The organism is Litorimonas haliclonae (genome assembly GCF_965138505.1).
In the GTDB taxonomy this organism is placed as follows: domain Bacteria; phylum Pseudomonadota; class Alphaproteobacteria; order Caulobacterales; family Maricaulaceae; genus Litorimonas; species Litorimonas haliclonae.
The window spans coordinates 59063-84838 of the sequence record NZ_CBCSCO010000008.1; the positions used below are offsets into that span (position 1 = coordinate 59063).

18 protein-coding genes, 2 tRNA genes and 1 rRNA gene are annotated in these 25776 nt (G+C 50.6%); 14 read left to right on the top strand and 7 right to left on the bottom strand.

The features are described from left to right. Positions 1 to 73: 73 nt before the first annotated feature. Both ACNA05_RS13735 and ACNA05_RS13740 read left to right on the top strand, forming a co-directional pair. Entirely contained in the window at positions 74 to 2215 is a 2142-nt protein-coding gene (locus tag ACNA05_RS13735) for an RNA degradosome polyphosphate kinase (protein WP_415812091.1), read from the top strand. Further along, positions 2212 to 3747: a Ppx/GppA phosphatase family protein gene (locus ACNA05_RS13740; RefSeq protein WP_415812092.1), complete on the top strand. Its 1536-nt coding sequence runs from the start codon at positions 2212 to 2214 to the stop codon at positions 3745 to 3747. Before ACNA05_RS13735 ends, ACNA05_RS13740 begins: the two co-directional genes overlap by 4 nt. On the opposite strand, the gene ACNA05_RS13745 is transcribed toward ACNA05_RS13740, so the two are convergent. Then, positions 3748 to 4920 carry an NHL repeat-containing protein gene (locus ACNA05_RS13745; protein ID WP_415812093.1) on the bottom strand — a complete coding sequence of 391 codons (1173 nt, stop codon included), beginning with the start codon at positions 4918 to 4920 and terminating at the stop codon, positions 3748 to 3750. 417 nt (positions 4921 to 5337) lie between these two features. Between ACNA05_RS13745 and ACNA05_RS13750 the strand changes: the two genes are divergently transcribed. Beyond that, positions 5338 to 5922: an HNH endonuclease gene (locus ACNA05_RS13750; RefSeq protein WP_415812094.1), complete on the top strand. Its 585-nt coding sequence runs from the start codon at positions 5338 to 5340 to the stop codon at positions 5920 to 5922. A 52-nt stretch (positions 5923 to 5974) separates the two neighbouring features. Beyond that, positions 5975 to 6823 carry a hypothetical protein gene (locus ACNA05_RS13755; RefSeq protein WP_415812095.1) on the top strand — a complete coding sequence of 283 codons (849 nt, stop codon included), beginning with the start codon at positions 5975 to 5977 and terminating at the stop codon, positions 6821 to 6823. 2 nt (positions 6824 to 6825) lie between these two features. On the opposite strand, the gene ACNA05_RS13760 is transcribed toward ACNA05_RS13755, so the two are convergent. After that, positions 6826 to 7254: a SufE family protein gene (locus ACNA05_RS13760; RefSeq protein WP_415812096.1), complete on the bottom strand. Its 429-nt coding sequence runs from the start codon at positions 7252 to 7254 to the stop codon at positions 6826 to 6828. A gap of 147 nt (positions 7255 to 7401) precedes the next feature. On the opposite strand from ACNA05_RS13760, the gene ACNA05_RS13765 reads away from it, so the two are divergent. Beyond that, positions 7402 to 9015, top strand: coding sequence for a sensor histidine kinase (locus ACNA05_RS13765; RefSeq protein WP_415812097.1), 1614 nt, complete (start codon positions 7402 to 7404; stop codon positions 9013 to 9015). A 7-nt stretch (positions 9016 to 9022) separates the two neighbouring features. Here ACNA05_RS13765 and ACNA05_RS13770 read toward each other — a convergent pair whose 3' ends face one another. Further along, a complete protein-coding gene (locus tag ACNA05_RS13770; protein ID WP_415812098.1) occupies positions 9023 to 11380 on the bottom strand; it encodes a cellulose biosynthesis cyclic di-GMP-binding regulatory protein BcsB in 2358 nt (785 codons plus the stop codon). A gap of 109 nt (positions 11381 to 11489) precedes the next feature. Here ACNA05_RS13770 and ACNA05_RS13775 point away from each other — a divergent pair, with 109 nt between their 5' ends. Next, complete coding sequence (locus ACNA05_RS13775; RefSeq protein WP_415812110.1) at positions 11490 to 11876, top strand: DUF1491 family protein; 387 nt, start codon at positions 11490 to 11492, stop codon at positions 11874 to 11876. On the opposite strand, the gene ACNA05_RS13780 is transcribed toward ACNA05_RS13775, so the two are convergent. From ACNA05_RS13780 to ACNA05_RS13790, 3 genes are read right to left on the bottom strand one after another with little or no spacing between them, the layout of a single operon-like run. After that, positions 11794 to 13233 carry an MATE family efflux transporter gene (locus ACNA05_RS13780; protein WP_415812099.1) on the bottom strand — a complete coding sequence of 480 codons (1440 nt, stop codon included), beginning with the start codon at positions 13231 to 13233 and terminating at the stop codon, positions 11794 to 11796. The two genes, ACNA05_RS13775 and ACNA05_RS13780, sit on opposite strands and share 83 nt — an antisense overlap. A gap of 53 nt (positions 13234 to 13286) precedes the next feature. Next, entirely contained in the window at positions 13287 to 14276 is a 990-nt protein-coding gene (locus ACNA05_RS13785; RefSeq protein WP_415812100.1) for a Gfo/Idh/MocA family protein, read from the bottom strand. A gap of 51 nt (positions 14277 to 14327) precedes the next feature. Next, the gene (locus ACNA05_RS13790) at positions 14328 to 15269 is read right to left on the bottom strand and encodes an ABC transporter ATP-binding protein (protein WP_415812101.1); all 942 of its coding nucleotides are present in this window, start codon (positions 15267 to 15269) and stop codon (positions 14328 to 14330) included. A gap of 100 nt (positions 15270 to 15369) precedes the next feature. On the opposite strand from ACNA05_RS13790, the gene ACNA05_RS13795 reads away from it, so the two are divergent. Further along, on the top strand, positions 15370 to 15570 hold the full coding sequence (locus tag ACNA05_RS13795; protein WP_415812102.1) for a zinc-finger domain-containing protein: 201 nt from the start codon (positions 15370 to 15372) through the stop codon (positions 15568 to 15570). Positions 15571 to 15591: 21 nt separating this feature from the next. Here the strand turns inward: ACNA05_RS13795 and ACNA05_RS13800 are convergent, their stop codons facing one another. After that, positions 15592 to 16533, bottom strand: coding sequence for an energy transducer TonB (locus tag ACNA05_RS13800; RefSeq protein ID WP_415812103.1), 942 nt, complete (start codon positions 16531 to 16533; stop codon positions 15592 to 15594). 141 nt (positions 16534 to 16674) lie between these two features. Here ACNA05_RS13800 and polA point away from each other — a divergent pair, with 141 nt between their 5' ends. The 7 genes from polA (at position 16675) to ACNA05_RS13835 (ending at position 25771) form a co-directional block, all read left to right on the top strand. Then, positions 16675 to 19503, top strand: coding sequence for a DNA polymerase I (gene polA / locus ACNA05_RS13805; protein WP_415812104.1), 2829 nt, complete (start codon positions 16675 to 16677; stop codon positions 19501 to 19503). A gap of 93 nt (positions 19504 to 19596) precedes the next feature. Beyond that, on the top strand, positions 19597 to 20319 hold the full coding sequence (gpmA, locus tag ACNA05_RS13810; RefSeq protein WP_415812105.1) for a 2,3-diphosphoglycerate-dependent phosphoglycerate mutase: 723 nt from the start codon (positions 19597 to 19599) through the stop codon (positions 20317 to 20319). A gap of 122 nt (positions 20320 to 20441) precedes the next feature. After that, on the top strand, positions 20442 to 21488 hold the full coding sequence (locus ACNA05_RS13815) for an NAD(P)/FAD-dependent oxidoreductase (protein ID WP_415812106.1): 1047 nt from the start codon (positions 20442 to 20444) through the stop codon (positions 21486 to 21488). A 94-nt stretch (positions 21489 to 21582) separates the two neighbouring features. Then, entirely contained in the window at positions 21583 to 22899 is a 1317-nt protein-coding gene (locus ACNA05_RS13820) for a serine hydrolase domain-containing protein (protein ID WP_415812107.1), read from the top strand. 982 nt (positions 22900 to 23881) lie between these two features. Beyond that, a 16S ribosomal RNA gene (locus tag ACNA05_RS13825) occupies positions 23882 to 25360 on the top strand. Positions 25361 to 25592: 232 nt separating this feature from the next. After that, positions 25593 to 25669: transfer RNA gene (locus ACNA05_RS13830), tRNA-Ile, on the top strand. A gap of 26 nt (positions 25670 to 25695) precedes the next feature. Continuing rightward, a tRNA-Ala gene (locus ACNA05_RS13835) sits at positions 25696 to 25771 on the top strand. Positions 25772 to 25776: the final 5 nt, after the last annotated feature.

The following is a 25776-nucleotide window of genomic DNA, read 5'->3' on the forward strand; positions in this document are numbered from 1 at the left end:
AAGTAATATAACTGTCATATTGAGAGTGCGGCTTAGGGCTATATTTTTCGTCCCTCTCTGACTAAAAGACAGCATGACAACCCAGCTCTCCAGACGTTTTTTCAACCGAGAACTTTCTTGGTTATTTTTCAATAGCCGCGTGTTGGAAGAGGCAAAGAATCCGAATGTGCCTCTATTAGAGCGCGTGCGTTTCCTTTCCATTTCTGCGTCCAATCTCGACGAATTCTATATGGTCCGTGTGGCGGGCCTTCGGACGCAGGTTTTAGCTGGTATGCACGCCAAGTCCGCAGATGGCCTGACGCCCGATGCCCAAATTGCGAAAATTGGAAGGCGCGCCGGGAAAATCGTGAAGCGCCAAGGCACCTGCTGGTCAAAACTCGTTCGTGAGCTGGCCTCGGAAAATATCCATATCCGTAAAATGTCTAGCTTGAAGAAAGAGCCTTTTGATGCGGTGAAATCGCTTTTTGTCGACTCCATCCTGCCTATTTTGTCTCCTCTGGCCGTTGATCCGGCCCATCCATTTCCGTTCTTGCCTAATTTTGGTTTCGGTATGGCCCTTTCTATGGATGTTGAAGGACGCGACGAGCCAATGTATGGCTTAATTATTATACCGACCCATGTGCCGCGTTTTCTTCCGGTTCAAGCCGGCGGAAAAGGTCAAAGCTATGTGTTGATTGAAGACGTCTTAACGACTTTTGCCCAGGATTTATTCCCGGACTTCGATGTCCGCCATACAGGATTGTTTCGAATTACACGCGACAGCGACATCGCGGTGGATGAAGATGCCGAAGACCTTGTCCGCCATTTTGAGTTTTTATTGAAAAAGCGCCGTCGCGGACGCGTTATTCGTCTTGAGCTTGGTGAAGAGGTTGTTCCTGAACTGCGGGAATTCCTGATCGACAGCTTTGAATGCTGGGAAGAAGACATACAGGACGAAAATAAAATGCTCGGACTGAGCGATGTGTCTCAAATCATAAACAAACAAAACACCGAGCTTCTCTTCCCGTCATTTAATGCCCGTTTCCCGGAGCGCATTCGGGAATTTGAAGGGGATTGTTTCGCGGCGATTGCGGCGAAAGATATCGTCGTCCATCACCCATACGAAGAATTTGATGTTGTTATTCAATTTCTGAAGCAAGCCGCCGTCGATCCGAATGTCGTGGCCATTAAACAAACACTCTACAGGACATCAGATGACAGCCCGATCGTAGCGGCCTTAATTGAGGCTGCGGAAAACGGCAAATCCGTCACCGCCTTGGTTGAGCTCAAAGCCCGTTTTGACGAGGCGACTAATTTGCGCTGGGCGCGCGATCTAGAGCGGGCCGGGGCGCACGTAGTCTATGGATTTGTCGGCTATAAAACCCACGCGAAAGTGTCCCTTGTTCTAAGACGCGAAGGGTCGCGCCTGCGGAGTTACGCTCATTTAGGGACCGGAAATTATCACGCACAAAACGCAAAAATTTACACAGATCTCGCTTTGTTTACGGCGGACCCGGATATGGGCGAAGATGTTGGGAAGTTGTTCAACTATGTCACCAGCTATTCCAAACCCCGGAATTTATCGAAATTAGTTATTGCGCCGATGGGACTACGAGACGCCCTATACGGCCATATTGACGACGAAATTACTTTGGCCAAAGAAGGGAAGCCCGCCTGCATCTGGGCGAAAATGAACTCCCTTGTGGACGCCGATATGATTGACAAGCTTTATGAAGCGTCTCAGGCTGGTGTTCAGATAGATTTAGTAGTGCGCGGTATTTGCTGTCTGCGTCCGGGTGTGCCGGGCCTTTCAGAGACAATTCGAGTGAAGTCTATTGTCGGACGTTTCCTCGAACACTCCCGAATTATTTGTTTCGGAAATGGGTCGGCCATGCCGCATGACGACGCGAAAGTATTCGTCTCCAGCGCCGACTGGATGCCGCGTAATTTGGATCGCCGCGTTGAAACACTTATCCCCATTGACGACCCGACCGTGCACGGGCAGGTTCTGGATCAGATTATGGTCGCTAACCTTATAGATACAGCCAATAGTTGGGAGCTTGACTCCAAGGGAAAATATAGGCGTTTAAGCAAAGAGGGAGAAATCGAACAATTCTCCGCCCATGCGTATTTCATGAAAAATCCGTCTCTGTCCGGTCGCGGGCAAGCTCTGGATAATGACGCGCCGCTTCCTCTCGAAACTATATTTGCCGAAAAGCTGAAAGCGACGAAGTGAACCGGAAAAAGAATGCTATAGGCCGGGAAGTTGGCGTCGTTGACATTGGGTCAAATTCTGTCCGCCTAGTGATTTACGAAGTCTTTGGGTCGCATTTCACCGCGATCTACAACGAAAAAATTCTCGCAGGTCTGGGACGTGCCCTGAAATCCACGGGGCGCCTTTCCGAAGAAGGAAAGGATCTCACGCTACAGGCGCTGTCTCGTTTTACTCGCATAGCGCGGGCGCGAGGCCTTCCGCCTTTGATTTTTGGCGCGACGGCGGCTCTGCGTGAAGCCGAGGACGCCCCACAATACATTCGAAAAATTAAATCCGAAACTGGTTTGGCGATTGAGCCTATTAGCGGTGATGAAGAAGCCCGGCTCAGCGCTATGGGGCTGATTTCAATGCATCCACGAGCCTCCGGCTTAGCGGCTGATTTGGGCGGAGCAAGTTTGGAGATTGTTCACATAAAAAGAGGGGAGAAAGAAGCGTCAGTCGGTAAATGTCAGTCCCTTCCGCTCGGCCCGTTCGACCTTATGGGAGGTAATCTCACGGACATGTCCGTAGATATTATCCGCAAGGCAAAAGAGGCAATTGCGGAGCATTTAGCGGATCACAAAAGCTTGCTGAAAAAAGGAAAAGGCGAACCGTTATATTTAATTGGCGGAGCTTGGCGAAACTTGGCGTCTATTCATCAAAGCCGTTCCGGCTACCCGCTGCGAACTTTACAAAGTTACACTCTTTCTCCAAAGCAGGCCATTAAACACGCACGTTGGGCCTATGGTCAGGGCCGCGACGCCGTGTTCAACTGGCCGGGAATGCGAAGTCGCCGAGCCGAGACACTGCCTTACAGCGCGTTATTGCTTGAAATTTTAGTCGATAAAATAAAGCCTAGCGAAATCGTTATTTCCCAGGCGGGCCTACGCGAGGGACTCGTGCAAAATGCTATATCCCAGTCACAAAGACAGCGAGATCCGTTGTTTGATGGATGTCGCGCTTTTGCCAAAGGGTCCCTTCAGACAGAAAATTTTGGCCGCCCGCTCACACGTTTTATCGATCCGGTTATACCGCTTCTGCCAAAAGTCTTTAATCCCGTGGACGATAAGAGAATTTTTGAGGCGGCCTGCCTTATGGCCGGTATTGGCAAAGACTTGCATCCGGATTACCGCGCCGAAGCGATTTTTGCTGCTGTCCTCTATGCGCCTGTGGCCGGATTATACCATGCCGAACGGGTATTTCTCGCTCTTTGTCTTTTCCGTTCTAATACAGCTAGCCGCGAGGTGCCGACGCCGGACATTATTGACGCGTTACTCACGCCTGAACAGCAAGAAATTGCAGGCATGGTGGGAGCCGCTATTCGGTTGGGGATCGTCGCGACCGGGGGGTCTTCTGAATTATTGGATTGTTTTACTTTAGAGGAAAAGGATGGGGTTTTGACCTTGTCTGTAGACCTAGAGGAAAAAGCGCTTTTGACCGAACAGGTTGAATTTCGGGTTAAAAAACTTGCCTCTAAACTGAGTATGAAGTTCAGTATCTCCAAGTCAGAATAATTACTTTTCTTTGTTTTTTTGCTGACGAGTAGAGTTGTTGTCTTCCTTCTCGTCACTTTTATCTCCGTCGTCTTCATCTAGGGAGAGGGGTTTGTAATCCCGAATAATGGTTGAGCCGACATCCAGAGAGGAACCGCGATCAAGCGTGCTGACAGCTCCGATCTGACTGCCTTCCTTGATCGTGGAAACCTGCATTTTCGGCGGTTCTGGAGATGTTTCGGATGTATCGGTTTCCACCATTTGATTGTCTGAGGAAGTTATGAGGGTTTCACTTTCGTCCTCGCCTAGATCAGGGGCGGCGTTTAATCGGTATAGGTCGCCATTTTTTGAATCCGCCACGATCAGTCCTCTTTTATCAAAATAAAGCGCGCCCGGCACGCCCCAAGCTGCACGTCCTGAGCTGCTGAGAAATCCTGAAAACAGAGACTCGCCTTCGCTCTCAATTTGTCCGAGGCCGGCCGGGAGGGCCAGAACGTCATATCCATCTCTGGACAGGCGGGATACAATGACATGAGTATTTAGCGCCGCCGGCCACTCTGACGATCCAAGAGGTAGGGCCAATCCTGCTATAGTGTTGGAGGAATTGAATTCAGTCGTGTCTTCAAGAGACGACCCAACGCCGTGTTCCAGCGCGATCCACGGTGTCCCTCGCCGAAGTCCGGCTAAAGCCACGATGTGCTGATTGGACTGTTTCTTTTGTAAAAGTGTGGCCGCTCCGGTTTGAGTGTCTATACCCAAAAGCTCGACTACTCCGCTCGTGGTCGTCAAGCCAAGGTAAAGGGTTTTCCCGTCTGCAGAAACTGAGAGGGGGTGGTGCTTGCCTTTGGATTTTGCCTGCAGAAGCCCGGCAAGCTTAACGGGCGGATGAACCCCTTCAATTTTCCAAATGGCATTGCGATCTGAGACAAAAACAGTTTGACCAGACGCGGCAAGCCCCGAAGGCGTATCAAACCGTTGCGGTAAAGCTTGTTTGGAATCAAAACGGCCGTCTTGATTGCGATCTGGCAGTCTCCAAACCCGCCCTCCTGTTCGGTCGGCGACATAGACGGTTCCTTTGTCATCCATAACCAGGGCAGAGATCGTGCCGAGTCCTTGCGACAGGGGTTTAAATGCCAGCCCGTCGCCTGCCTTTAATGTGTGAATGGATTTCCCGCTTCGAAGCCGTACCGTCATTTTATTCTTAGACGCCGAGCCAAGGTCAACAGTGGTGCCCTCGCGGGTATTTGCGTTGGTTTGAAAAGGGGAAGGCTGCGCCCAAAGGGAAGGGGCGCTAATCGTCAATATGGCCAAAAACGTGAAACCTATGAATCGCATATCTCTTCCTAAGGGAGTTTGAACCCGTTCGACGACTAAATTATACAGCCAAGCGGGGAGACAGCCTCCGAAATCCGCGTGTTAATTCAGGATATGTAAGAAAAGTTACTTCTACTTGTCACATCTCTGTCTTTCTGATTATCTAAGAAAGAATCGAATTAGTCTTTCTGGAGTGAGTGCTTTCAGTCATTTCTCGTGTAAAATTTCCGGAAATGTTCCTGTTAGGGAGCGGATAAACGGCTTTTTCATAAGTGTTTCACAAAATGAGAGAGTCTGATGCAGCTTGCTGAAATTAATTTTTCGGACGCCAAACCTGTTGCACAAGGGAATTATCCCTGTCTCATTCTGAATGCAGATTACCAACCTCTTTCTTATTTCCCACTATCTCTCTGGTCCTGGCAGGACGCAATCAAGGCTGTTTTCCTGGAACGGGTAAACGTGATTGATCATTACGAGCAATGCGTCCGCTCTGCGACGTTTGAAATGCAAATGCCGAGCGTTGTCGCCCTAAAAGATTATGTCCCGCAAAACCGGTCTCCGGCCTTTACACGGTTTAATTTGTTTTTGCGCGACGGATTTGAATGTGTTTATTGCCATAGCGAGACAGAGCTTACTTTTGATCATGTCATTCCGAGGCGGCTTGGCGGGAAAACGACGTGGAAAAACATTGTCGCGGCCTGTTCCAGTTGCAATCTCAAAAAAGGCGGCCGCCATCCAAAAGAAGCCGGAATGCACCCGCTTGTTGAGCCGTTTCAGCCGACAATGCACCAATTGCAGTCACAGGGACGCCGCTTTCCGCCCAATCACTTACATGATAGCTGGCTGGATTACCTTTATTGGGATATTGAGCTCAAGGAATAGACATCAACAGGCCTATAGTGTCTAAAAGAGAAAACTGCCCTTTTAGGATGACATGACAGACCAAATTAATTCCGACGCGCCACAATTTGAGTGGCAAAACCCAAAACCTCAATTCGATGTCGGACGCGTTTTGGGGCGCACTTTTTCCGCCATTAAAAACAATCTCGTAAAATTTGGATTGTTGTGCTTTGTCGTTGTTGGAATTCCGCTATTTCTGGTTGGCCTTTGGCCCCTCTTTATTTACGGCGGGGAAGGCATGATGTCCGGTGGAGAAATGAGCGATAATGTTATTGCTGGGACAGTCATCGGGAGCCTTATAGGCGTAATCGTTTATATACTATCATACTGCGTTGTTTCAGCAATTCTGACCCATGCCTGTTTCAAAGATTTTGCCGGTGAGGAAGTTAGTTTAAAGCGTTCGGGTCGTACTGCCTTGGCGCTTTTTTTGCCTTTAATCGGGGTATTATTTCTCTATTTTTTGGGACTGATGATAGGGTTTATGCTCTTAATTATTCCCGGCATATTTCTTTTATTGGGTTGGTATCTGGTTATTCCCGTTCTTCTCGTAGAAAAGACAGGCGTATTAGAGACTTTGTCTCGGTCTTGGGAATTAACGAAAGGATATAAACGATGGATACTTCTTGTTACGATAATCTTGACCATTATATCATTCGTGTTCAGCATCGTAATAACACTTGTTTCAGTTCCGTTTGGAGATCCAAATACTGCGGCTTTGACAGGTGCGAGTGTCGCTTTTTGGGTTGTGAACTCATTTGTTTCAGCTTTAGCTCAATGTTTCGCTGTTATGATTAATTCAGCTGCGGTAGCGGCCATGTATTTCGAAATCCGGGACTTGAAAGAGGGCATAACCCCGGAGTCAATTGCCTCAGTTTTTGATTGATGTCAGACGAGCGCTTCGGCTTCCGCCTTTATTCGGACGACCATTGCGTTTAATCCATTTGACCGTTGCGGGGACAGGTGTTCCGAAAGGCCGAGCCTTCCTAATATCGATTTGGCATCAAGGCTCAAAATTTTCGACGCTTTTCGTCCTGAAAAAATAACCAACGCAATTGCCACGAGCCCTTTGACAATATGGGCGTCACTATCTCCCTGAAAGCGTAGTACCGGATCGGTTTCGCCCTCTTGCTCACTGACCAGCCAGACTTGACTGACGCAGCCTTTGACCTTCGTAGCGTCCGTTTTTAGGGCAGGATCCAAAGGCGGGAGCGATTTTCCCATATCAATCACATGCATATATCGGTCTTCCCAATTATCGAGAAATTCGAAATCGGAAATCAACTCGGCAATGTCGTCTGGTAAATCTTCGCTCATGGAATTGAGATAGGCGTCTTTTAGGCCTCTCACAAGGGAAGAGGGCGTCCGAAGCCTGAGTAAAATTTACACCTGTCACGCGAATTAACTGGTCAAACGACTCAAAAAACGTGTTCTATAGTATGTTAAAGGTCGAGAGGACTATATTTGACTTACGCAGACACCAAACGCGCCGTATCCGTGCCCAGCCTAATTTGGCTGGCCATACTTGCGGCCGCTTTTTTTGCCGCCTTTTTACGGAACGTTGCGCCGATAGATTTGGCAATTCCCGCCGGGGTCGCCGCCTTTCCGGCCGTAATCACGCTTTTATTTATTTTTGGGATTCATAAGGAATGGGTTCAAATCCTTGTTCTGCTCTCTTGGCTGGCTTTGGCCATTGTCGCCTGTCTGTTTGTCGGCTTTATGCCCTTGGCGATTTTATTTTTAGCCCCGCCCGTCATGGCCGCTTTATTTAGACAAGAAAAAATTGTCGAAGCTCTGGTTATGTCAGTTATTCTGGCCGGACTTCTGTATTTTGCGCTCATCCGAGGCTCCATACCTGAGTCGCCATTGACCGCTACGCAGACCCTGTGGGCGACTCAAACAGGGGTGATTGGATTGATAGCGCTTGTAGTCGGGACGCTTTTTGCCTCCGCACAACTTAGACAGGGTAACGCCCTTCACTACGCCTCTAAAGGACATTTAAACCAAACAGATTTTGAAACACTTCAAGGCAGCGTTTTGAAGTTCGAACAAGACGGTAAGCTAGTCACAGCAAATTTAGAGGCGCAAAAAGTTTTCGATATTCCGTCTTTACCGTCGCCCGTGACCCTAACCTCTCTCCTTGAGCGCGATAAGACAGAGCAAGCGGCTTTTATGAGTATTTGTGAAAAAGTTCGCGAAACCGAGCAGTCTTGGTCAACGCGGCTGAGCGTGCCGGACGGGGACGGCGAGATCACCGTGCTAGACAGCTATATAGCGCCGCAGAAAAACGGCGGACTTATTCTTCATGCTATTGACCGGACCGCAGAAGAATCCCGAATTGAAGATTTGCGCCGGAGCCACGCGATGGCCTCTCGGGAAACGGATGATAAAACCCTGTTTTTCGCAGGCGTCAGTCATGAACTGAGAACCCCGTTGAATGCGATTATTGGTTTTTCCGATATGATGCGTTCCCGTCTTTTCGGGCCGCTGCCGTCAAAATATGCGGAATATGCGGACCTTATTCACGATAGCGGCCAGCACATGCTCGACTTGATTGGCGACGTTCTGGATTTATCCAAAGTTGAAGCTGGGAAATATACGCTACAATATGATAGCTTTGACGCCGCGGATGTTATTCGAAGCTCAGTCAAAATGATCCGCCCGGCAGCTGATGCGGCTGAAGTTCGTCTGGATGTCTCCGTGGATGTGGATGAGACGCTTATAGTTGAGGCCGACCGGAAAGCCCTGCGTCAGATTTTACTCAATCTGCTTTCCAATGCGATTAAGTTCTCCGACAAAGGCGGGCGGGTGTCTGTTAAAGCTGTCCGAAAAGATGGCTATCTTGTCTTGCGGGTCACGGATGAAGGAGAAGGCATCAGCGCCGAAGACCTTATCACGATTGGCACGCCTTACACGCAGTCGGCCAGCGGCTTGTCCAGCGAAGAACGCGGAAGTGGCTTGGGACTATCTCTGGTCAAGTCTCTGACAGAATTACATCGCGGAGAGTTTGACATTGAAAGTCAGCTTGGCGAAGGCACTCAAGTCACAGTGTCGCTACCCTTATCGCGCGCGAAGTAACGGCGACCTATCGATATTCCCTGGGTCTGGAGCGGGGTTCGGATAGCCCTACAAAAACGAGCGCTAATCCAAAGAGTAATATAAGTATAAAGGCGATTGCGCTCAACTGGCGCGCACCCCAGCTTTGTTCAATCACGGGCGGAGACAATTTGTCTGTGCTCGACCGCAAACCTAAATCAGTAGATGCCCCTTCTGAATTCGGAGCTGGAGAGATTTCAGCGTCTTTTTTCCAGAAAAATACCGTCTCATTTATTTCTGCCCAGTCCACCTTCGGAAGATTAATTTCGGGAAGCGTGAAAACTACGTCAGAGAAATTCACTTCTGGCCAATCAAAACCATAAGAATCTGCCGGGATGAAACTTCGCTCAAAGTTTGGAAGGGGCGATGAAAGCTCTGCCATCAAAACGCTCTCTTTATTCCAGCGCGCAACCTGACCTTCCATTTTATTCCAGTGTCCCGGCTCGGAAAAAGTTTCAATCGCCCGCCCAAACTTCTCGCCAGGCACATTGCTGATAATCCCAACCATTTTATCGGCCTGATAGGGCGACGCAAACAGCGCGGCGACCCCGCCGCGATCAATACGATTACGTCTCGCGGTTCTCATCGCAAAATCTTGCTGAACAGTTTGATTGCTTGAAGACGTATAGCGATCCGCACTGACCGATAGAAGGTTTTCTCCGTTTTGGGGCTTGCCGCGTAAGGCAGATATTAGGGATTTCGGCGCTGAGGCCCTAACCGATTCTGGAAAGTCCTGAGACGGCACAATAAATAAAACATTGTGGTCTTTCGCCAATGTTTCGATTTGGTCACTGCCCCGAATATAAACTGCTTCCGACCATGTCTTACCGCTAGTTTTGGCGAGCTTTGAAAGTAGTCCTAAGGCAGCGAAATAATCGGCATCAGTTTTAGGCAAAACCAAGACAGTATCTTTGCCGTCCGCGTCTGAAAACGGCGCGCCTGTCGCCGTGAGCCGGGACAGATCAGAGAGCGGGGTTCCCTGTTCTTGGTTCAAGGTGAGATGGGAGCCCTTGCCAAAATAAATCTCATTTGATCGATACGTTTGGGCCTCACACCCATTGATCGCCTGCGAGTTGATATGGGACTCAAGCTTCAAGATATTGTCCTGACCCTGGAGGGTGGCCCGAGGAATCTGAAAGACAACGGATTTAGTCGTTTTATTGAGCGCCGTCTGGCCAATGGGTTGGTCATTTAGCAAGAGGGTCGCCGTATTATTCTCTCCTAAGACGGCGTCAGGGGCTTCGAAGTTTAATAATAAACTCCCATTGCTCGCGACCGGATCTGCAACGTCAAAGCGCAAGCCCATCTGATTAAGAGTCCAACCGGATTCAACACTCGTCACCCCGAGATCAGTGAGCTTTGTTCGTCCTGCTGTGAGAACTTTATCCGCCGATAGCCTGGCCTGCATCCGAATTTCGCCCGTGCTCACCATGGCTCGACGCGTGTCGGGCAAATAATGCTGTGAAAAGGATTTCACCAAAGCCATAACCTGCTCATCCGTGTCCCCGGTCAAGATAACCCGCATGGGCCTTTCCTCATCCAAAGCCAGCCTCGGTCCCTCTGACGTCATCACCTCGTCGCTATTGACGAAGCGGGAAATTTTATCCCGGCGCCCGGCGATGAATTCGATTTCACCGACCCCCGAAGCGGTGGTGAATTCAGGTGATTTCTCCAGCCGCATACCGATAGCTTGTGCGAGGAGCGACTGAATTTGAGTTGCGTCCTGGCCGAGGGAGACAAGGCTCACTCGCTTAGGCGTTGTGAGGGGGTTGGAAAGCTCGGCCTCAATGTCGCTGACAATAAAAGGTCTGGACTTAGCCCGACTTTGAAGTGTGAGCTTGGAAGCGTCCAAATTTAATGCCCAACCCCCGTCTTGGCCCGAAAGGCAATCTGCCCCATTCGGAGCTTTGTAAAATATATTGAGGACATTGCCTCGGGGACGAATTCCGGCTGTTTCGAGAGAGAGAGAGGCATCAAACCCCCGTCCACGAGTCGCGACCCTAATGGGAGCCGATTGATTCAATTGCACATAAATATCGGCGTCACGCGGCATATCGCCGACCGGATCTGCGGACAGGCTCAAACGAAGTGAAGATGTCCAATCTTTTTCTGGCACGTCGAATTTCATCGTATAATTTGGGTTCCGCCTGTCCAAAACGGGTTTTATAGAAGAGGCCGTAAAGGCAGATAAAGACGCTGTTTGTGTCTGGCTTTTCCCGACGGCTGTTTTTAACCCCGGATACTCTATTGCCAGCCCCTCAGCCCGCGCCGTGACAGACGGCATGGTAACAGCTAAAAGCGCTATCACCGCGACTGATTTCAGAGCGTATCGACAGAAATGGGACAATATCCGGGGCCTTTTGATAACTACCCCTTTAACCAAGCAAGCAGGATGCCAGATATGCCTCTGAGGCGAAATTAATGCAGTGTTTTCATGAAGAGCGAGATTGGCTGGTATGAGCCCGCGTTTGAAATCTGAATTTTGGGTGACGGCGCTGCTGCGGCGGGCGCAATCTCAGGGCGGGTTTGCCACCGTGCTTCGCAAAGGCGACCCGGATGCGGGAATAGTTTTGATTGTTTTCCGGTCAGGGCAAAAGTTCACGCTTTGCGCGCCTGAACGAAATTTTGAAGGCCATAGAGTATGGTACCCATACGAGATGGAAGATCAGTCTGCCCTCGACACCCGGATTAACCGCCGAGTCGATGACGACCCTGATCTCTGGGTCGTCGAAATTGAAAGTGACGCCGCCCCGGAAACGCTTATTGGCGAGCCGGTTGAGCAGGGACCACAGCAAGAGGATCCTGCCGAAGCTGCTGCGCAAGCCTTATTCCGAGGCCGATAGCGGCGCAGGTCAGCCCAGCCATCAGGCCATACCAAACACCTTTAGGCCCAAGCGGACTGTGCAGGCCGAGAAAATAGGCGACCGGGAAGCCAACAACCCAGTAGCTAATTCCCGTAATCCACATTGGAACTGTTACGTCTTTAAGTCCTCGCAAGAGCTGATTACACGCCACTTGTATGGCGTCGGCAAACATGAATCCCGCTGCAATGGGCAAAAAGGTAATGACAAAGGCAATAACTTCGACATTTTCAGCTTTCTCCAAATTGAGGTAGAGCGCCGCAATAGTTTCCGGCATGAGTGCAATAGGAATCGCGAAAACGCCAATGGCGATAATACAGGCTAGGATAGTTGTGCTGGACGCCCGTTTTTCCGCAGACTTGTTTTTTGCGCCGCGCGCAAGACCAATCCGGACAGACCCGGCCATGCTCATCCCCCAAGGCATCATAAAGGCGGTCGAAGAGGCGTTGAGCGCAATTTGATACGCGGCTTGTTCTGTAACACCGATAAGCCCGACAATAAGAACCAAAGCGTTGAACAACATGCCTTCGAAAGACGTTGTGACAGAAATGGGCCAACCAAGTCTGAAGATTTCGCGCAGTCTTTCCCAATCCGGTTCGAAAAAACGTTTGAAAATTTCAAAAGTGCGCGCCCGCTTGTCCCATTGAATGTAAGCCAGAAAGATAAAAAACCCGATGATCGTGGCGATAGAGGAAGCAAGACCTGCCCCCACAAGCCCCAAGGCCGGAAACCCAAGTAATCCAAAAATAAGAAGGGCATTCAAACCCGTGTTTAGGACGACAACAAAAAACACAATCAAAAACGGCACAAAGGTTTTATCCAGGGCCGCCAGAAAGTTTCGGAGCGCCATCGTTGCCAAGCCAAAGGGCAGGCCAATGAGAATGGCGAGAACATAGCTTTGCGCCTTGGCCGCAGCGACCGGATCCTGACCTAAAAATAAAGCCGCGCGCTCTGTCATCAGCATTACAGCCAGCATGAAGGGCGTCATTAGGAAAACCATCCAGATAGCCATGCGAACTGTGCGGCGCGAGTCGCGGGTTTCATTTTTATCCGCGCCCAGAGCCTGGGAGACGAGTGGCGATACCGCCATAATGGGTCCGCTTGCAATCATATAGAGAAGGAAAATCATCACGCTACCAAGCGCCGCTCCCGCAAGATCGGCGGGAGAAAGACGGCCAATCATGACGGTGTCGATGAAATAAATCGAGAACATGACGAGCTGCGTAAACGCCATGGGAGTTCCAAGGCGCAGAAGGGCGCCCATTTCGCCCCACCACGTGTCGGGGAGAGCCGTAACCTCTGGCGAAGCCGGAGCAATGATATGAGCCGTTTCAGTCATGGACGCGGTTGTTAGTCGGTTTTTATAGAAAGAAAAAGTTTATTTCAGAATTTCTATCTCGGCCCCATTCCGGCAGCATCGTAGATCGCGTCTATGGTGCGCATCGTTTGAATTGCATCAGCGCCGCCGGTCAGCGCCGACGCTTTGCCGGACATCACCTTGACGACATGGTCGAGCTGATAAGCATAGGTTGATCGGGTATAGCGTTTTTCATCGTCTTTTTCCGTGAAAGTTCTGACGCCGCTTTCGGTCTCAACTGTCAGGGTAAATTGCCGATAAGGGTGCACATATTGATCCAGGGTCGCGGTACCTTTATCCCCCGTAACGGTAAAAACTATTTCGCGATCTGTCTCGCCCCGCATGTCACAGGCGAGGGTGCCCTTTATCCCGTCAAAATTCATTTCGGCTTTCATAGCCGCGTCGACCCCGCTCTCTGAAAGAATGGCCGTTGCCGATGTCACCTCGGGCTCTTTCATCGAGACAAGCCGCGAAAGGTGCAGCGTATAACATCCCAAATCCATTAACGCGCCGCCGCCCAGCTCCTTGATATAACGAAGCTCTCCGGATTTATCCGCGATGGTTACATTGAACCTGCCGTTCATGGAACGGACGTCGCCGATTTCGCCGTGATGTATCAGGGTCAGAAATTCAGTGACGGCGGGGTGGAAACGGTAATGGAAAGCTTCAATCAGATGACCGTCTGATGTTTCCGCGGCGGCCACCATGGCTTTGGCTTCCGTCAGGTTCATCGCAAATGGCTTTTCACAAAGGACGGATTTACCGGCTTCTAACGCCGCAATGGTAAGGTCAGCATGGCGGTTTGGAGGCAAGGCGTTATAGATCATATCAATTTTTGGGTGCGAGATGAGCGCGTCATAATCGTCCAGCGCCTCAGAGATGCTATGTTCCTTCGCATAGGCTTCAGATTTTTCCAAGTCGCGGCTGGCGACAGCCAAAACCTGGCAGTCGTCGCGATCCTGCGCCGGATGTATAATAGCCTTGGGGGCGATATTCGCTGCGCCGAGAATGCCGATATTGATCATCTTCAGTCTCCTAATCGGTTCTAGGTTTTCTCCAAGATCAGAACTGGAGGCTTACGCCGCCTCGCTCGAATAGGTTAGGGACATAAACACATCTTCCAGATCCGGCTCTTCAGTTCGCAGGTCGCCGATGGACAGGCCTGCATCCTTGAACTCATTAAGCATGCCGGAAATTGAATCCGTCCCAGCACGATAGGAAATGACCAGGTCGCCGTCTTCCATGACTTCGGCGTCCAAATGAGACAGTCCTTTCGGAACCGCGCTTAGCGGCTCGGTCGGGGTGATAACCAATTTGCGTTTGTCGAGCCGGGACAAGAGTGAGGACTTGCTCTCATTGGCGACAATTTCGCCCTGATGAATAATGGCAATCTGGTCGCAAAGGGCTTCTGCTTCTTCAAGGTAATGCGTTGTCAGGATCACAGTGGTGCCGCGTTTGTGAAGCTCCTGAACATAAACCCAGAGCTGCCGGCGCAGTTCAATATCCACCCCGGCTGTTGGTTCGTCCAAAATCAGGACGGGCGGATTATGTACCAGGGCTTTGGCAATCAACAATCTGCGCTTCATGCCGCCGGAGAGCTGACGCACATAAGCATCGCGCTTATCGGAGAGGCCGAGCGCTTCGAGAATTTCTTCGGATCGGCGTTCTGATTTTGGCACGCCGTAATAACCCGCCTGAATTTCCAAGGCCTGGTAAGGCGTGAAAAATACGTCCATGGTTATTTCCTGCGGGACGATTCCTATAGAGGCCCGCGCTTGCCGGGTGGCTGTTTCAATATCATAGCCGCAAATCTCGGCGGTGCCGGAGGTTTTATTGACCAGTCCGGCGAGAATATTGATCATGGTCGACTTCCCGGCCCCGTTCGGGCCGAGCAGACCGAAAATAGAGCCGCGGGGAATCGTCAAATCTACGCCCTTCAAAGCCTCTTTCGCCGGTGCTTTCCGCGTCGCTTTGTAGGTTTTCTTCAGGTTTTTGATTTCAATCGCTGGAGCGTTCATAATTTTGTCCAAATATTGCCGGTGGGATGAAACCGCCCGTTGACGATTCTATCGCATAAATCTAACAAAGTCCCTCCTACACATCACGCGCAGGCTTTGCATGTCAAATTCAAATGAAATTTCCCAGAACCATGACGACATTACAGTTGTAAAGACGAAACGGGTTGCCTGCGATGGGAGCGGCGTCGCTCTGGGCCATCCGAGAATTTGGTTGGATATGGGCCAGGACACGAAAGTGCGCTGTAAATATTGCGACCGGGTCTTTGTTTTAGACGAAAGCGCCGTCGAAGCCGGCCATTAAGCACCTCTTTTACACGGCAGCTTAATTTGCAACCCTAAAACGATAGGTTTTCGAGACACCAGAAACAGGGACGGGGCGTCCATTTTCGGTTCGAGGATAATACCGCGTTCGCATTGCGGCGCGCTCAGCTGCTCTGACAAAGTCACCTTTATATCGATCTGCTTCAACATTAACGACTTTGGTCATAACAACTCGCCCTTCCGCATCGATATTTAAAAGAAGTGATACTACTGCCCCGACGCCGCGCCGCTCCGCCCGCCTCGGATAGTTGGGCTGTCGATTCTCCCGTACTCTCAGCGGGACGATATCTACGACCTCCGTGAAAGAAGGAAAGCTCTCCAATGGGTTTCGCGAAAACTCCGATCCTGCAAAGCCCGGTCCACCGGCTAGAAAATCATCCGGTACGGATTCGGATATTCCGCTGTCCTCCCCTTCGAGACTTCTATCAGGCAAGGTGACGGGGTCTTTGGTCTCAATAATTTCTACCCTCAAGCGCTCAATATCGTCCTCGCGGCCGCCTAAAAGTGACCCGCCCCATTTTTCTTCAAAGCGTTTCAAAGCCCCGAGTTTGACGTCTTTGGACAGGCGCGGGTTATAAGCTGTGAGCTGCACTTGTTCCCAATCGGCGCCTTCATATCGGTTGATCACATCAATTTGGGCCAGAACAGCCGCTTCATGTGGGCCATTTTCAAAAGTCAAAAGATAGTCGCTCAGCCGCGCGCGCCGCAGGGCCGGGTCTTGTTCGGAAATGGCTTTACGGTAAGCGTTGGTGGCCTCCTCGTTTTGCGACAAATCCGTCTCGGTCGGTGCTGGAGCCCCCCTACCTAAATATACAGACAGAGCGAGAACCACCAAAACAAGGCCAGCCAGAGCCACCGCCCATTTCGGCTGTCGCCATATCGGAAGTTGCGATCCGGTGTCCGGCCCGTCCTCCTCGTCCATATCGTCAATGTCTTGATACAAAGTCTGTCTTTGCTCCTATTGTCTTTACAGCGGTTTATACAAACCAATCCGTAACTGCACTATTGAATTTCTGCGCCCTTCCCCTCAAAACCCTTTTAGTCTTAAATCCCAGATTCCCAAATGCGTCCGGTAAGAGAGTATATGTCCAAATCCGCCCCCGTTGATAAAAACTCCCATGTCGTCCTTGTTGACGGCTCCGGGTATATATTTCGGGCTTATCATGCCTTGCCGCCGCTGACCCGTAAGACAGACGGCGCGCCGGTCGGCGCCGTGGCCGGATTTTCGAATATGTTGTTCAAGCTCCTCCAAGGACAAAACAATGACGCTCGCCCCACACATTTTGCCGTTATTTTTGATGCGGGCAGCATTACCTTTCGTAACGATATTTATGACCAATATAAGGCAAACCGACCGGACTTACCCGAAGATCTCATCCCACAATTTCCGTGGGTACGCGACGCGACCCGGGCTTTCGGCTCTCCTTCGATCGAAATGGAAGGCTTCGAGGCAGATGATCTGATCGCGACCTATGCCCGCCAAGCCGAAGCCAAAGGCGCGCGAGTGACAATCATCAGCTCTGACAAAGACTTGATGCAGCTTGTCTCTGAAAAAATTTCCATGCTCGACACGATGAAAAATAAAGACATCGGGATTGAGCAGGTAAAAGAGAAATTTGGCGTCTCCCCGGAACAGGTGATTGATGTGCAAGCGCTGGCCGGAGATTCTGTCGATAATGTGCCAGGCGTGCCGGGTATCGGTGTCAAAACGGCGGCGCTACTGCTCGAACAATATCAAACGCTCGAAAACCTGCTGGATCACGCCGAAGAGATTCCGCAAAAAGGTCGCCGTGAAAAACTGATGGCGAATAAAGAGATGGCGTTGATTTCCAAACAGCTCGTCACTTTGAAAACGGATGTAGACGTCGAGGAGGCTCTGGAAGATTTCGCAGTTTCCGATCCTGACGTCGAGGAACTGTTCGACTTTCTTGAACGCATGACATTCCGCACGCTGACCGCGCGGGTTCGCGCCCAGATGGGCGAGGGCGCGACCCAAGGGTTACGCAAAGACGATGATGGAGAGCCCGCGCCGGTGGAGCGTACGGCGCCCGAAAATATAACCTTCGACAAAGAGAAATATGTCTGTGTACAAGACGTGGAAACGCTGAAGCGCTGGGTGAAACGCGGATTTGAGACAGGCGTTGTGGCCGTTGATTTAGAAACCAATAGTCTGGATAGCGCAGAAGCGAAAATGGTCGGTGTCTGCCTTGCCGTCGAGGATAACGAAGCTTGTTACATTCCGCTCGCCCATCTCGGTGAAGACGGCGGCGGAGCAGATATGTTTGGCGGTGACGCGCCTAAACAAATCCCGATGCAAGAGGCGCTGGATATATTAGAGCCTTTGCTCCACGCCCCTGGTGTCCTCAAGGTCGGGCAGAATTTCAAATATGACCTCGGCGTGTTCCAACGCTACGATCTATACCCGGCGCCCTATGACGATACTATGTTGATATCTTACGCCCTCGGCACGGGGCTGCATAATCACGGCATGGACGCTTTGGCGGAAATGCATTTTGGCCACAAAGCCATTGCGTTCAAAGAGATTGCCGGAACAGGCAAAGCGCAGAAGACTTTTGATCAGATTTCTCTGGATGTTGCCACGCCTTACGCCGCCGAAGACGCCGATGTGACGCTTCGGCTTTGGAAGTTTTTAAAGCCGAAACTCGCCGCCGAACAGGTGGTGACCGTTTATGAGACAATGGACCGTGGCCTTCCGGCGGTTGTCGCCAAAATGGAGAATGAGGGCGTAAAAGTCGACCGCGCCGAACTCTCCCGCTTGTCTGGTATGTTCGCCCAAAAAATGGCCGGGTTAGAGGACGAGGCGTATGAAATCGCCGGGACGAAATTCAATCTCGGCTCGCCGAAACAGATCGGCGAAATCCTATTTGACGAAATGGGGCTAGAGGGCGGCAAGAAAACCAAAACGGGCGCGTGGAAAACCGGCGTTGATATTCTCGAAAAGTTAGCCGATGACGGCGAAGCCCTCCCGCGTATTATTTTGGACTGGCGGGGCTTCTCTAAACTAAAATCAACCTATTCGGATGCTCTCGTTAAACAAATTAACGACCATACCGGCCGGGTCCATACCAGTTTTTCCATTGCGGCGACGACAACCGGGCGGCTTTCTTCCTCGGACCCGAACCTGCAAAACATTCCCATCCGCACCGAGGAAGGCCGTAAAATCCGCAACGCCTTTGTTGCGGAAACAGGCCATGTTCTGGTCGCGGCGGATTATTCCCAAATCGAGCTGCGCCTTTTGGCTCATGTTGCCGATCTGACGACGATGAAGCAGGCTTTTGCTGACGGCGTAGACATTCATGCCCTCACGGCAAGCGAGATGTTCAATGTTCCGCTCGATGAGATGACGCCGGAGACTCGCCGCAACGCGAAGGCAATCAATTTCGGGATTATATACGGTATCAGCGCCTTTGGTTTGGCCAAAAATATCGGTATCAGCCGCACGGAAGCGGGTGAGTACATTAAAAAATATTTCGAAAAATTCCCGGGCATTAAAGCCTATATGGAAGACACGAAAGAGCGGGCGCGCGAAGACGGTTATGTGAAAACTATCTTTGGCCGTAAATGCCACATCAGCGGTATCAAGGACAGCAACCAAATGATGCGCGCTTTCGCCGAACGTCAAGCCATTAACGCGCCCATCCAAGGCGCCGCCGCAGATATAATGCGCCGCGCCATGCTCCGTATGCCGGAGGTGATTTCCAAAGTGGACGGTGCGAGACTTCTTTTGCAGGTGCACGATGAACTCGTTTTTGAAGTGCCGGAGAAAAGCGCGGACGACCTCATCGCCGCGGTCAAACCTGCCATGGAAAACGCGGCTATGCCGGCCGTAAATATCAGTGTGCCTTTAGAAGTAGAAGCCCACGCTGCAAAAAATTGGAATGATGCGCATTAGACCTCTACATCATAATGCGATAGCTAACTTTCGACCTTCTGCATTCTCGTTGCACGGCGTGCGGATTGTCAGAGATAAAAGGAACAACTCACAATGACCAAACTCATCCTCGTTCGTCACGGACAATCACAATGGAATCTGGAAAACCGCTTTACTGGTTGGGTCGATGTTGACCTGACGGAAGAGGGGATTGCCGAAGCGAACAAAGCGGGTGAATTGATATTGAAAGAAGGCATTCAATTTGACGCCGCCTTCACGTCTTATCAAAAACGGGCGATTAAAACGCTTTGGTTGGCGCTCGAAGGCATTGACCAAATGTATATTCCGGTCACAAAGGATTGGCACCTGAATGAACGTCACTATGGCGGGCTTACGAGCCTGAACAAGCAAGAGACCCGCGACAAACACGGCGATGAGCAAGTCCACATCTGGCGCCGCAGCTTTGACGTCCCGCCGCCGCAAATTGATAAGAACCATGAATATCACCCGTCCAAAGAAGTGAAATATAGCCATATCGCGCCAAGCGAGCTGCCAACGGGCGAGAGCCTGAAAATCACAACCGAACGGGTTCTTCCTTATTACAAGTCCCAAATCGTGCCGCATTTGAAAGCTGGCTCTAATCTGATCATCTCCGCCCATGGCAATAGTCTCCGCGCGCTGATGAAAGAAATCTTCGGCGTGCCGGATGATGACATTCCCGGGTTTGAATTTCCAACGGGCAATCCGCTCTTGCTGGATATGGATGAAAAGACTTTAAAGCCAAAAGCCGCCCGCTATCTGGATGAGAGCCGGGCCAAGGAATTACCAGCAGTTTAGAGGATCAATCCGCCCCTTATCCGTGTTTGCAGGAACGCTTAAAATTTCTGTAAATCCGGCTTTCTCTTTCCGAGAGGGCGGTTATACCGCGAAGGATGGTGAGAGCGCCTAAAATATTGGTTATGGGGGCCGGCTTAATCGGCCTATCCACGGCGGAAGCCCTGCAAAGACGGGGCGCGGAAGTGACCGTCACGGACGCCCGTTCGGACGTCATGCACGGGACAAGCTATTCCAACTCCGGCATGATTCACCCAAGCCAATCCCGCCCTTGGCATTCTAGCGGAGATGAGAGTTTTGACCGCGACGCGACTAAGGCTGTCTTGCGGCTCGCCAAGGACTCTCAAGGGCTGTTGCTGGAACGGTTTCAGTCGCTCGGATTGGGCGAGGCGCTGACCCGCCCTGCAGGATGTTATCAAATTTTCGAAAATAGCCTGGAGGCCCAAGCGGCTCAGGAGTTTTACTTGTCCGTAGGAATAGAGGCCGACCTTGTTTCTGATGCCATCAAAACACTTGGGCATCTCGCGCTTCATTTTCCGGCGGACCGGAGCGGCGATGCCTATGCGTATGGTCGGGCGCTTCAGGAGCGTCTGTCTGAAAACGGGGCTGTCTTTATATATAAAGCAAGCGATCTGAAATTACGGCAGGGCCGAAATGGCGTTACGGCGCAATTGCGAGGGCATATTTTTCACTGTGACCATGTCGTGATTTGCACGGGCCCACAAAGTGCAGAAGTGCTGGCACAATTGGGGTTAAGCTTGCCTTTAACCCAAGCGCGGGGCTTTGCCGTGAATTTTGACCGCCCTAATTTAGAACTGGCCGAGCAGCCTATTATGGATGCTCAGAGCCACTCGGCCATGACGGTGCTCGGCAATACTTTACGATTTTCTGGAACGGTAGGGGAGGCGAGCGCCCAGCCCTTGTTAAAACGTTGGTTTCATTTGGCGCCGGACGTTATGTCGGCCGTCGCCCCTGCGCGGGAAATTTGGTCAGGACTTCGCCCGGTTAGCCCCCGCGGTCGACCCTATATCAGCGGAACCTCCATCCCTCACCTTTGGGTGAATACGGGTCACGGCCATATGGGTTGGTCACTCTGCGCGGGCTCTGGGGAGCTGATGGCGGAGATGATTATGGACGGCAAAGAAGACGCTCGCTTTGGCTTTAACGGGTAGATAAAAATCTGCCTATTATAATGTCACTCTTTTTATTAACGGGGGCGTCTCTTATTTTCTTGCATCCGGCGTTTGGCTTTCGCAAACTCGGTACATGAAAAAGACCCTCCTCCTTCTCACGACTTCTTTCCTTATCGCTTGTTCTGCCCAAAGCGAGCGAGCCCCTCAAAACCCGAACGAAACAGAGACAGTTCCGCCAGTTGTCGAGACATCAGTCGCCCCTGATTTTAATACTGCGGCGATGGACGGGTTGTTGTCCGATGCCGTGGAAGCTGGAAAGGTTATCGGTGTCTCCGCACTGGTCTATAACGAAGGACATGTCGTTTATGAAAACGCCTTTGGTCTCGGCGATCGTGAGAGAAACGTCCCGCTAACGAAAGACAGCGTTTTTCGTATATATTCCATGACGAAACCCATGACGTCGGCGGTGATTATGGATCTCGTCGAAGAAGGGAAAATCTCACTCGACGACCCCGTCGCTGACTATGTCCCGCAAATCGGTGAAATGAAGGTGGCGACTCTTGGCGAAGGCGGCGCGGTAAGTTTCGAAGATCAGGCCGTTCCTATGACGGTAAAAGACCTTCTCTTGCATCGTGGCGGGATAGCCTACGGCCTGTTCGGAGAGGCCAACCCTATTGAGGCGGCTTATAGGGACGCAGATATTTTCAATCTCGACGAGAACCTCTCCGCAAAGATGGACAAGCTGGCTCAGCTTCCGCTGCATTCGCAGCCGGGAACGGGATGGTATTACAGTTTTTCGATTGATGTACTTGGCCGAATTATCGAAGTCGTCACTGGGCAAAACTATGGCGACGTTATGCATGAGCGCCTCATTGACCCCTTGGGAATGAACGAAACCGGCTTTTATGTTAGGCCTGATCAGCAATCGCGTTTCGTCAGTCTGTATATGATGCAAGACGATGGCAGCTATGTTGTGGCCGAAGACGGACAAAAATCCACCTTTTTGAAAAACAATGCTTACCAGAACCCAGGGGGAGGCTTGGTCTCTACATTAGAGGACTATGCTAAATTTGCGGAGTTAATGCTGGAAGGCGGCACCTATAACGGCGTCCAAATTTTAGAGCCAGAGACCGTCAAAACAATGATGAGCAACCAAATGGATCCGGACGATACCTTTATGATGCCGTGGCTAGGCGGAGAAACCGGCGCGGGTTTCGGGTATGGAGGCTCTGTCCAAACTTCCGTTACGCCCAAACAAGTCGAAAAGAGCGGCAGACAAGTCGGTCAATGGGGCTGGAGCGGGCTTGCCAGGACAACTTTTTATGTTGATCCCAAAAATGACGCCTTCGGAATTATGATGATGCAGTATATGGGGGGCGAAAATCCACCTCTTCATGACAGCTTTAAGGTGTTGGCCGTCTCTCAGACGCAAAATATCACTGAGCAGTAAACAGGACGGCTCCGGCTGAACTTTATCGGCCTATAATAATGCCGCCTAAAATGACCTCTGTTCCCCTAATATTGTATGTTGCCGGGACAGAAAGACTTCGAAAAACAGTATTTACAAATTTTGATCAGATGTTCGCTTGATATAAGGTGGCATTGAAAAGTGGAAAACGATGACAAAGTGGAATTCTTCGAAGAGACTCGGAAGCATGTTTTAACGTTCTGGTTGATTTGCATCGCGTTTTGGTTTCGGAGCAATCCGAAGGAATCAGAAATTTTTGGTCTTGATGAAAATAATTCTGATTTTTTTGATGCTCAATTCGATTATTTTCAGATTCATTTTCATTTTTTTCAGTCCTATTTTTATCAAAACTGAAAATGTTTCAGATAAAATACGGTCTGAATTGCTATTTTTTACTGTTTCTGCTATGAAATTTGTCTGGAAAAAATCGACGTAAAGACAGAAAAAGGGCTTGTGAGCCCAAATAAGTCATTAAATGCTGATTGTTTTCCACAGACCTGTGGATAAGTGGAATTCAAAAACCACGGTTTTATGGGGGTTTTAGACGCTCGATAGCTTTTTGTAGGAAAGAAAATAGTTTTTCTGCATTTTTGTGAAAAAAGGTGTTGCGGAAAAAAATTCACCCCCCTATATAGCGCTCCTCGGCGGCGGGCACTAACCCACACCGAGCGGCGCCCCTCGCAAGGGGCATTTATTTTGGAAAGAGTGTGAAGCACTTTTTTCGCTGTTTGACATCGTAAATATTGGGAAGAGAGACGCAGGCGGCGTTTAGCTGTGAGCGGACTTGGTAACAGGACGCACATTTCTTAAACGACTGTTGTTGACGTTTCTCTTTATGAAAATAATGAAATCGCTTGGATGACTTTTGTCATTTAAGAGGTTTTCGTTATTTCTTTGAAACGCACAAACGCTGAAATATTTATATTTCAACGTCAGTGAATAACGACACAGTCAGTTTAACTCTCAACCTGAGAGTTTGATTCTGGCTCAGAACGAACGCTGGCGGCGTGCTTAACACATGCAAGTCGAACGAGAAGCTCACTTCGGTGAGTGGAAAGTGGCAGACGGGTGAGTAACGCGTGGCAACCTACCCTTCACTACGGGACAACAGTTGGAAACGACTGCTAATACCGTATACGTCCTCCGGGAGAAAGATTTATCGGTGATGGATGGGGCCGCGTTAGATTAGCTTGTTGGTGAGGTAATGGCTCACCAAGGCGACGATCTATAGCTGGTCTGAGAGGATGATCAGCCACACTGGGACTGAGACACGGCCCAGACTCCTACGGGAGGCAGCAGTGGGGAATATTGGACAATGGGCGCAAGCCTGATCCAGCAACGCCGCGTGAATGATGAAGGCCTTAGGGTTGTAAAATTCTTTCGCTAGGGAAGATAATGACTGTACCTAGTAAAGAAGCCCCGGCTAACTCCGTGCCAGCAGCCGCGGTAATACGGAGGGGGCTAGCGTTGTTCGGAATTACTGGGCGTAAAGCGTGCGTAGGCGGATTAATAAGTTAGATGTGAAATCCCAGGGCTCAACCCTGGAACTGCATTTAAAACTGTTAGTCTTGAGTTCTGGAGAGGTAAGTGGAATTGCTAGTGTAGAGGTGAAATTCGTAGATATTAGCAGGAACACCAGAGGCGAAGGCGGCTTACTGGACAGATACTGACGCTGAGGCACGAAAGTGTGGGGAGCAAACAGGATTAGATACCCTGGTAGTCCACACCGTAAACTATGAGAGCTAGTTGTCTGCATGCATGCATGTAGGTGACGCAGCTAACGCATTAAGCTCTCCGCCTGGGGAGTACGGTCGCAAGATTAAAACTCAAAGAAATTGACGGGGGCCCGCACAAGCGGTGGAGCATGTGGTTTAATTCGAAGCAACGCGCAGAACCTTACCTACCCTTGACATGCCGGTCGCGATTTCCAGAGACGGATTTCTTCAATTCGGTTGGACCGTGCACAGGTGCTGCATGGCTGTCGTCAGCTCGTGTCGTGAGATGTTGGGTTAAGTCCCGCAACGAGCGCAACCCTCACTCTTAGTTGCCAGCATTTAGTTGGGCACTCTAGGAGAACTGCCGGTGCTAAGCCGGAGGAAGGTGGGGATGACGTCAAGTCCTCATGGCCCTTACGGGTAGGGCTACACACGTGCTACAATGGCGCTGACAGAGGGTTAATCCCTAAAAGGCGTCTCAGTTCAGATTGTCTTCTGCAACTCGAAGACATGAAGTTGGAATCGCTAGTAATCGTGGATCAGCATGCCACGGTGAATACGTTCCCGGGCCTTGTACACACCGCCCGTCACACCATGGGAGTTGGTTCTACCCGAAGGTGGTGCGCTAACCTGCTTGCAGGAGGCAGCCAACCACGGTAGGGTCAGCGACTGGGGTGAAGTCGTAACAAGGTAGCCGTAGGGGAACCTGCGGCTGGATCACCTCCTTTCTAAGGAAGGTTTTAAAGGTCTTCGGTCTTTATTGACCACGCACCTTTTTAATCTTTTAGAAAATATTAGGTCCTCAGGCTCACGCCAATGAGGATCACATAGCGGTTAGACGCCGTCTTCGTTTCTCTTCCCTTTCGATAATTATCCGCAGTGCGCAAATACGTGCAGCACGCAGGGTTTTTATACTAATGAGATGGCGACACTGCCTGTTTTCTGAACGAAGTGTTATGGAGGCCGGTAGCTCAGCTGGTTAGAGCGCACGCCTGATAAGCGTGAGGTCGGAAGTTCAAGTCTTCTTCGGCCTACCACTTCTTTCAGTGCGTACCTGTGATAAGGGGCTTTAGCTCAGTTGGTAGAGCATCTGCTTTGCAAGCAGAGGGTCAGCGGTTCGAATCCGCTAAGCTCCACCATCTCA

What these genes read in the sequence shown, in the direction of transcription:
- ACNA05_RS13785 (WP_415812100.1), bottom strand. Translation starts at nt 14,276, where the DNA reads ATGATCAATATCGGCATTCTCGGCGCAGCGAATATCGCCCCCAAGGCT.
- polA (WP_415812104.1), top strand. Translation starts at nt 16,675, where the DNA reads ATGTCCAAATCCGCCCCCGTTGATAAAAACTCCCATGTCGTCCTTGTT.
- ACNA05_RS13780 (WP_415812099.1), bottom strand. Translation starts at nt 13,233, where the DNA reads ATGACTGAAACGGCTCATATCATTGCTCCGGCTTCGCCAGAGGTTACG.
- ACNA05_RS13745 (WP_415812093.1), bottom strand. Translation starts at nt 4,920, where the DNA reads ATGACGGTACGGCTTCGAAGCGGGAAATCCATTCACACATTAAAGGCA.
- gpmA (WP_415812105.1), top strand. Translation starts at nt 19,597, where the DNA reads ATGACCAAACTCATCCTCGTTCGTCACGGACAATCACAATGGAATCTG.
- ACNA05_RS13775 (WP_415812110.1), top strand. Translation starts at nt 11,490, where the DNA reads ATGAGCCCGCGTTTGAAATCTGAATTTTGGGTGACGGCGCTGCTGCGG.
- ACNA05_RS13790 (WP_415812101.1), bottom strand. Translation starts at nt 15,269, where the DNA reads ATGAACGCTCCAGCGATTGAAATCAAAAACCTGAAGAAAACCTACAAA.
- ACNA05_RS13820 (WP_415812107.1), top strand. Translation starts at nt 21,583, where the DNA reads ATGAAAAAGACCCTCCTCCTTCTCACGACTTCTTTCCTTATCGCTTGT.
- ACNA05_RS13795 (WP_415812102.1), top strand. Translation starts at nt 15,370, where the DNA reads ATGTCAAATTCAAATGAAATTTCCCAGAACCATGACGACATTACAGTT.
- ACNA05_RS13815 (WP_415812106.1), top strand. Translation starts at nt 20,442, where the DNA reads ATGGGGGCCGGCTTAATCGGCCTATCCACGGCGGAAGCCCTGCAAAGA.
- ACNA05_RS13750 (WP_415812094.1), top strand. Translation starts at nt 5,338, where the DNA reads ATGCAGCTTGCTGAAATTAATTTTTCGGACGCCAAACCTGTTGCACAA.
- ACNA05_RS13760 (WP_415812096.1), bottom strand. Translation starts at nt 7,254, where the DNA reads ATGAGCGAAGATTTACCAGACGACATTGCCGAGTTGATTTCCGATTTC.
- ACNA05_RS13735 (WP_415812091.1), top strand. Translation starts at nt 74, where the DNA reads ATGACAACCCAGCTCTCCAGACGTTTTTTCAACCGAGAACTTTCTTGG.
- ACNA05_RS13755 (WP_415812095.1), top strand. Translation starts at nt 5,975, where the DNA reads ATGACAGACCAAATTAATTCCGACGCGCCACAATTTGAGTGGCAAAAC.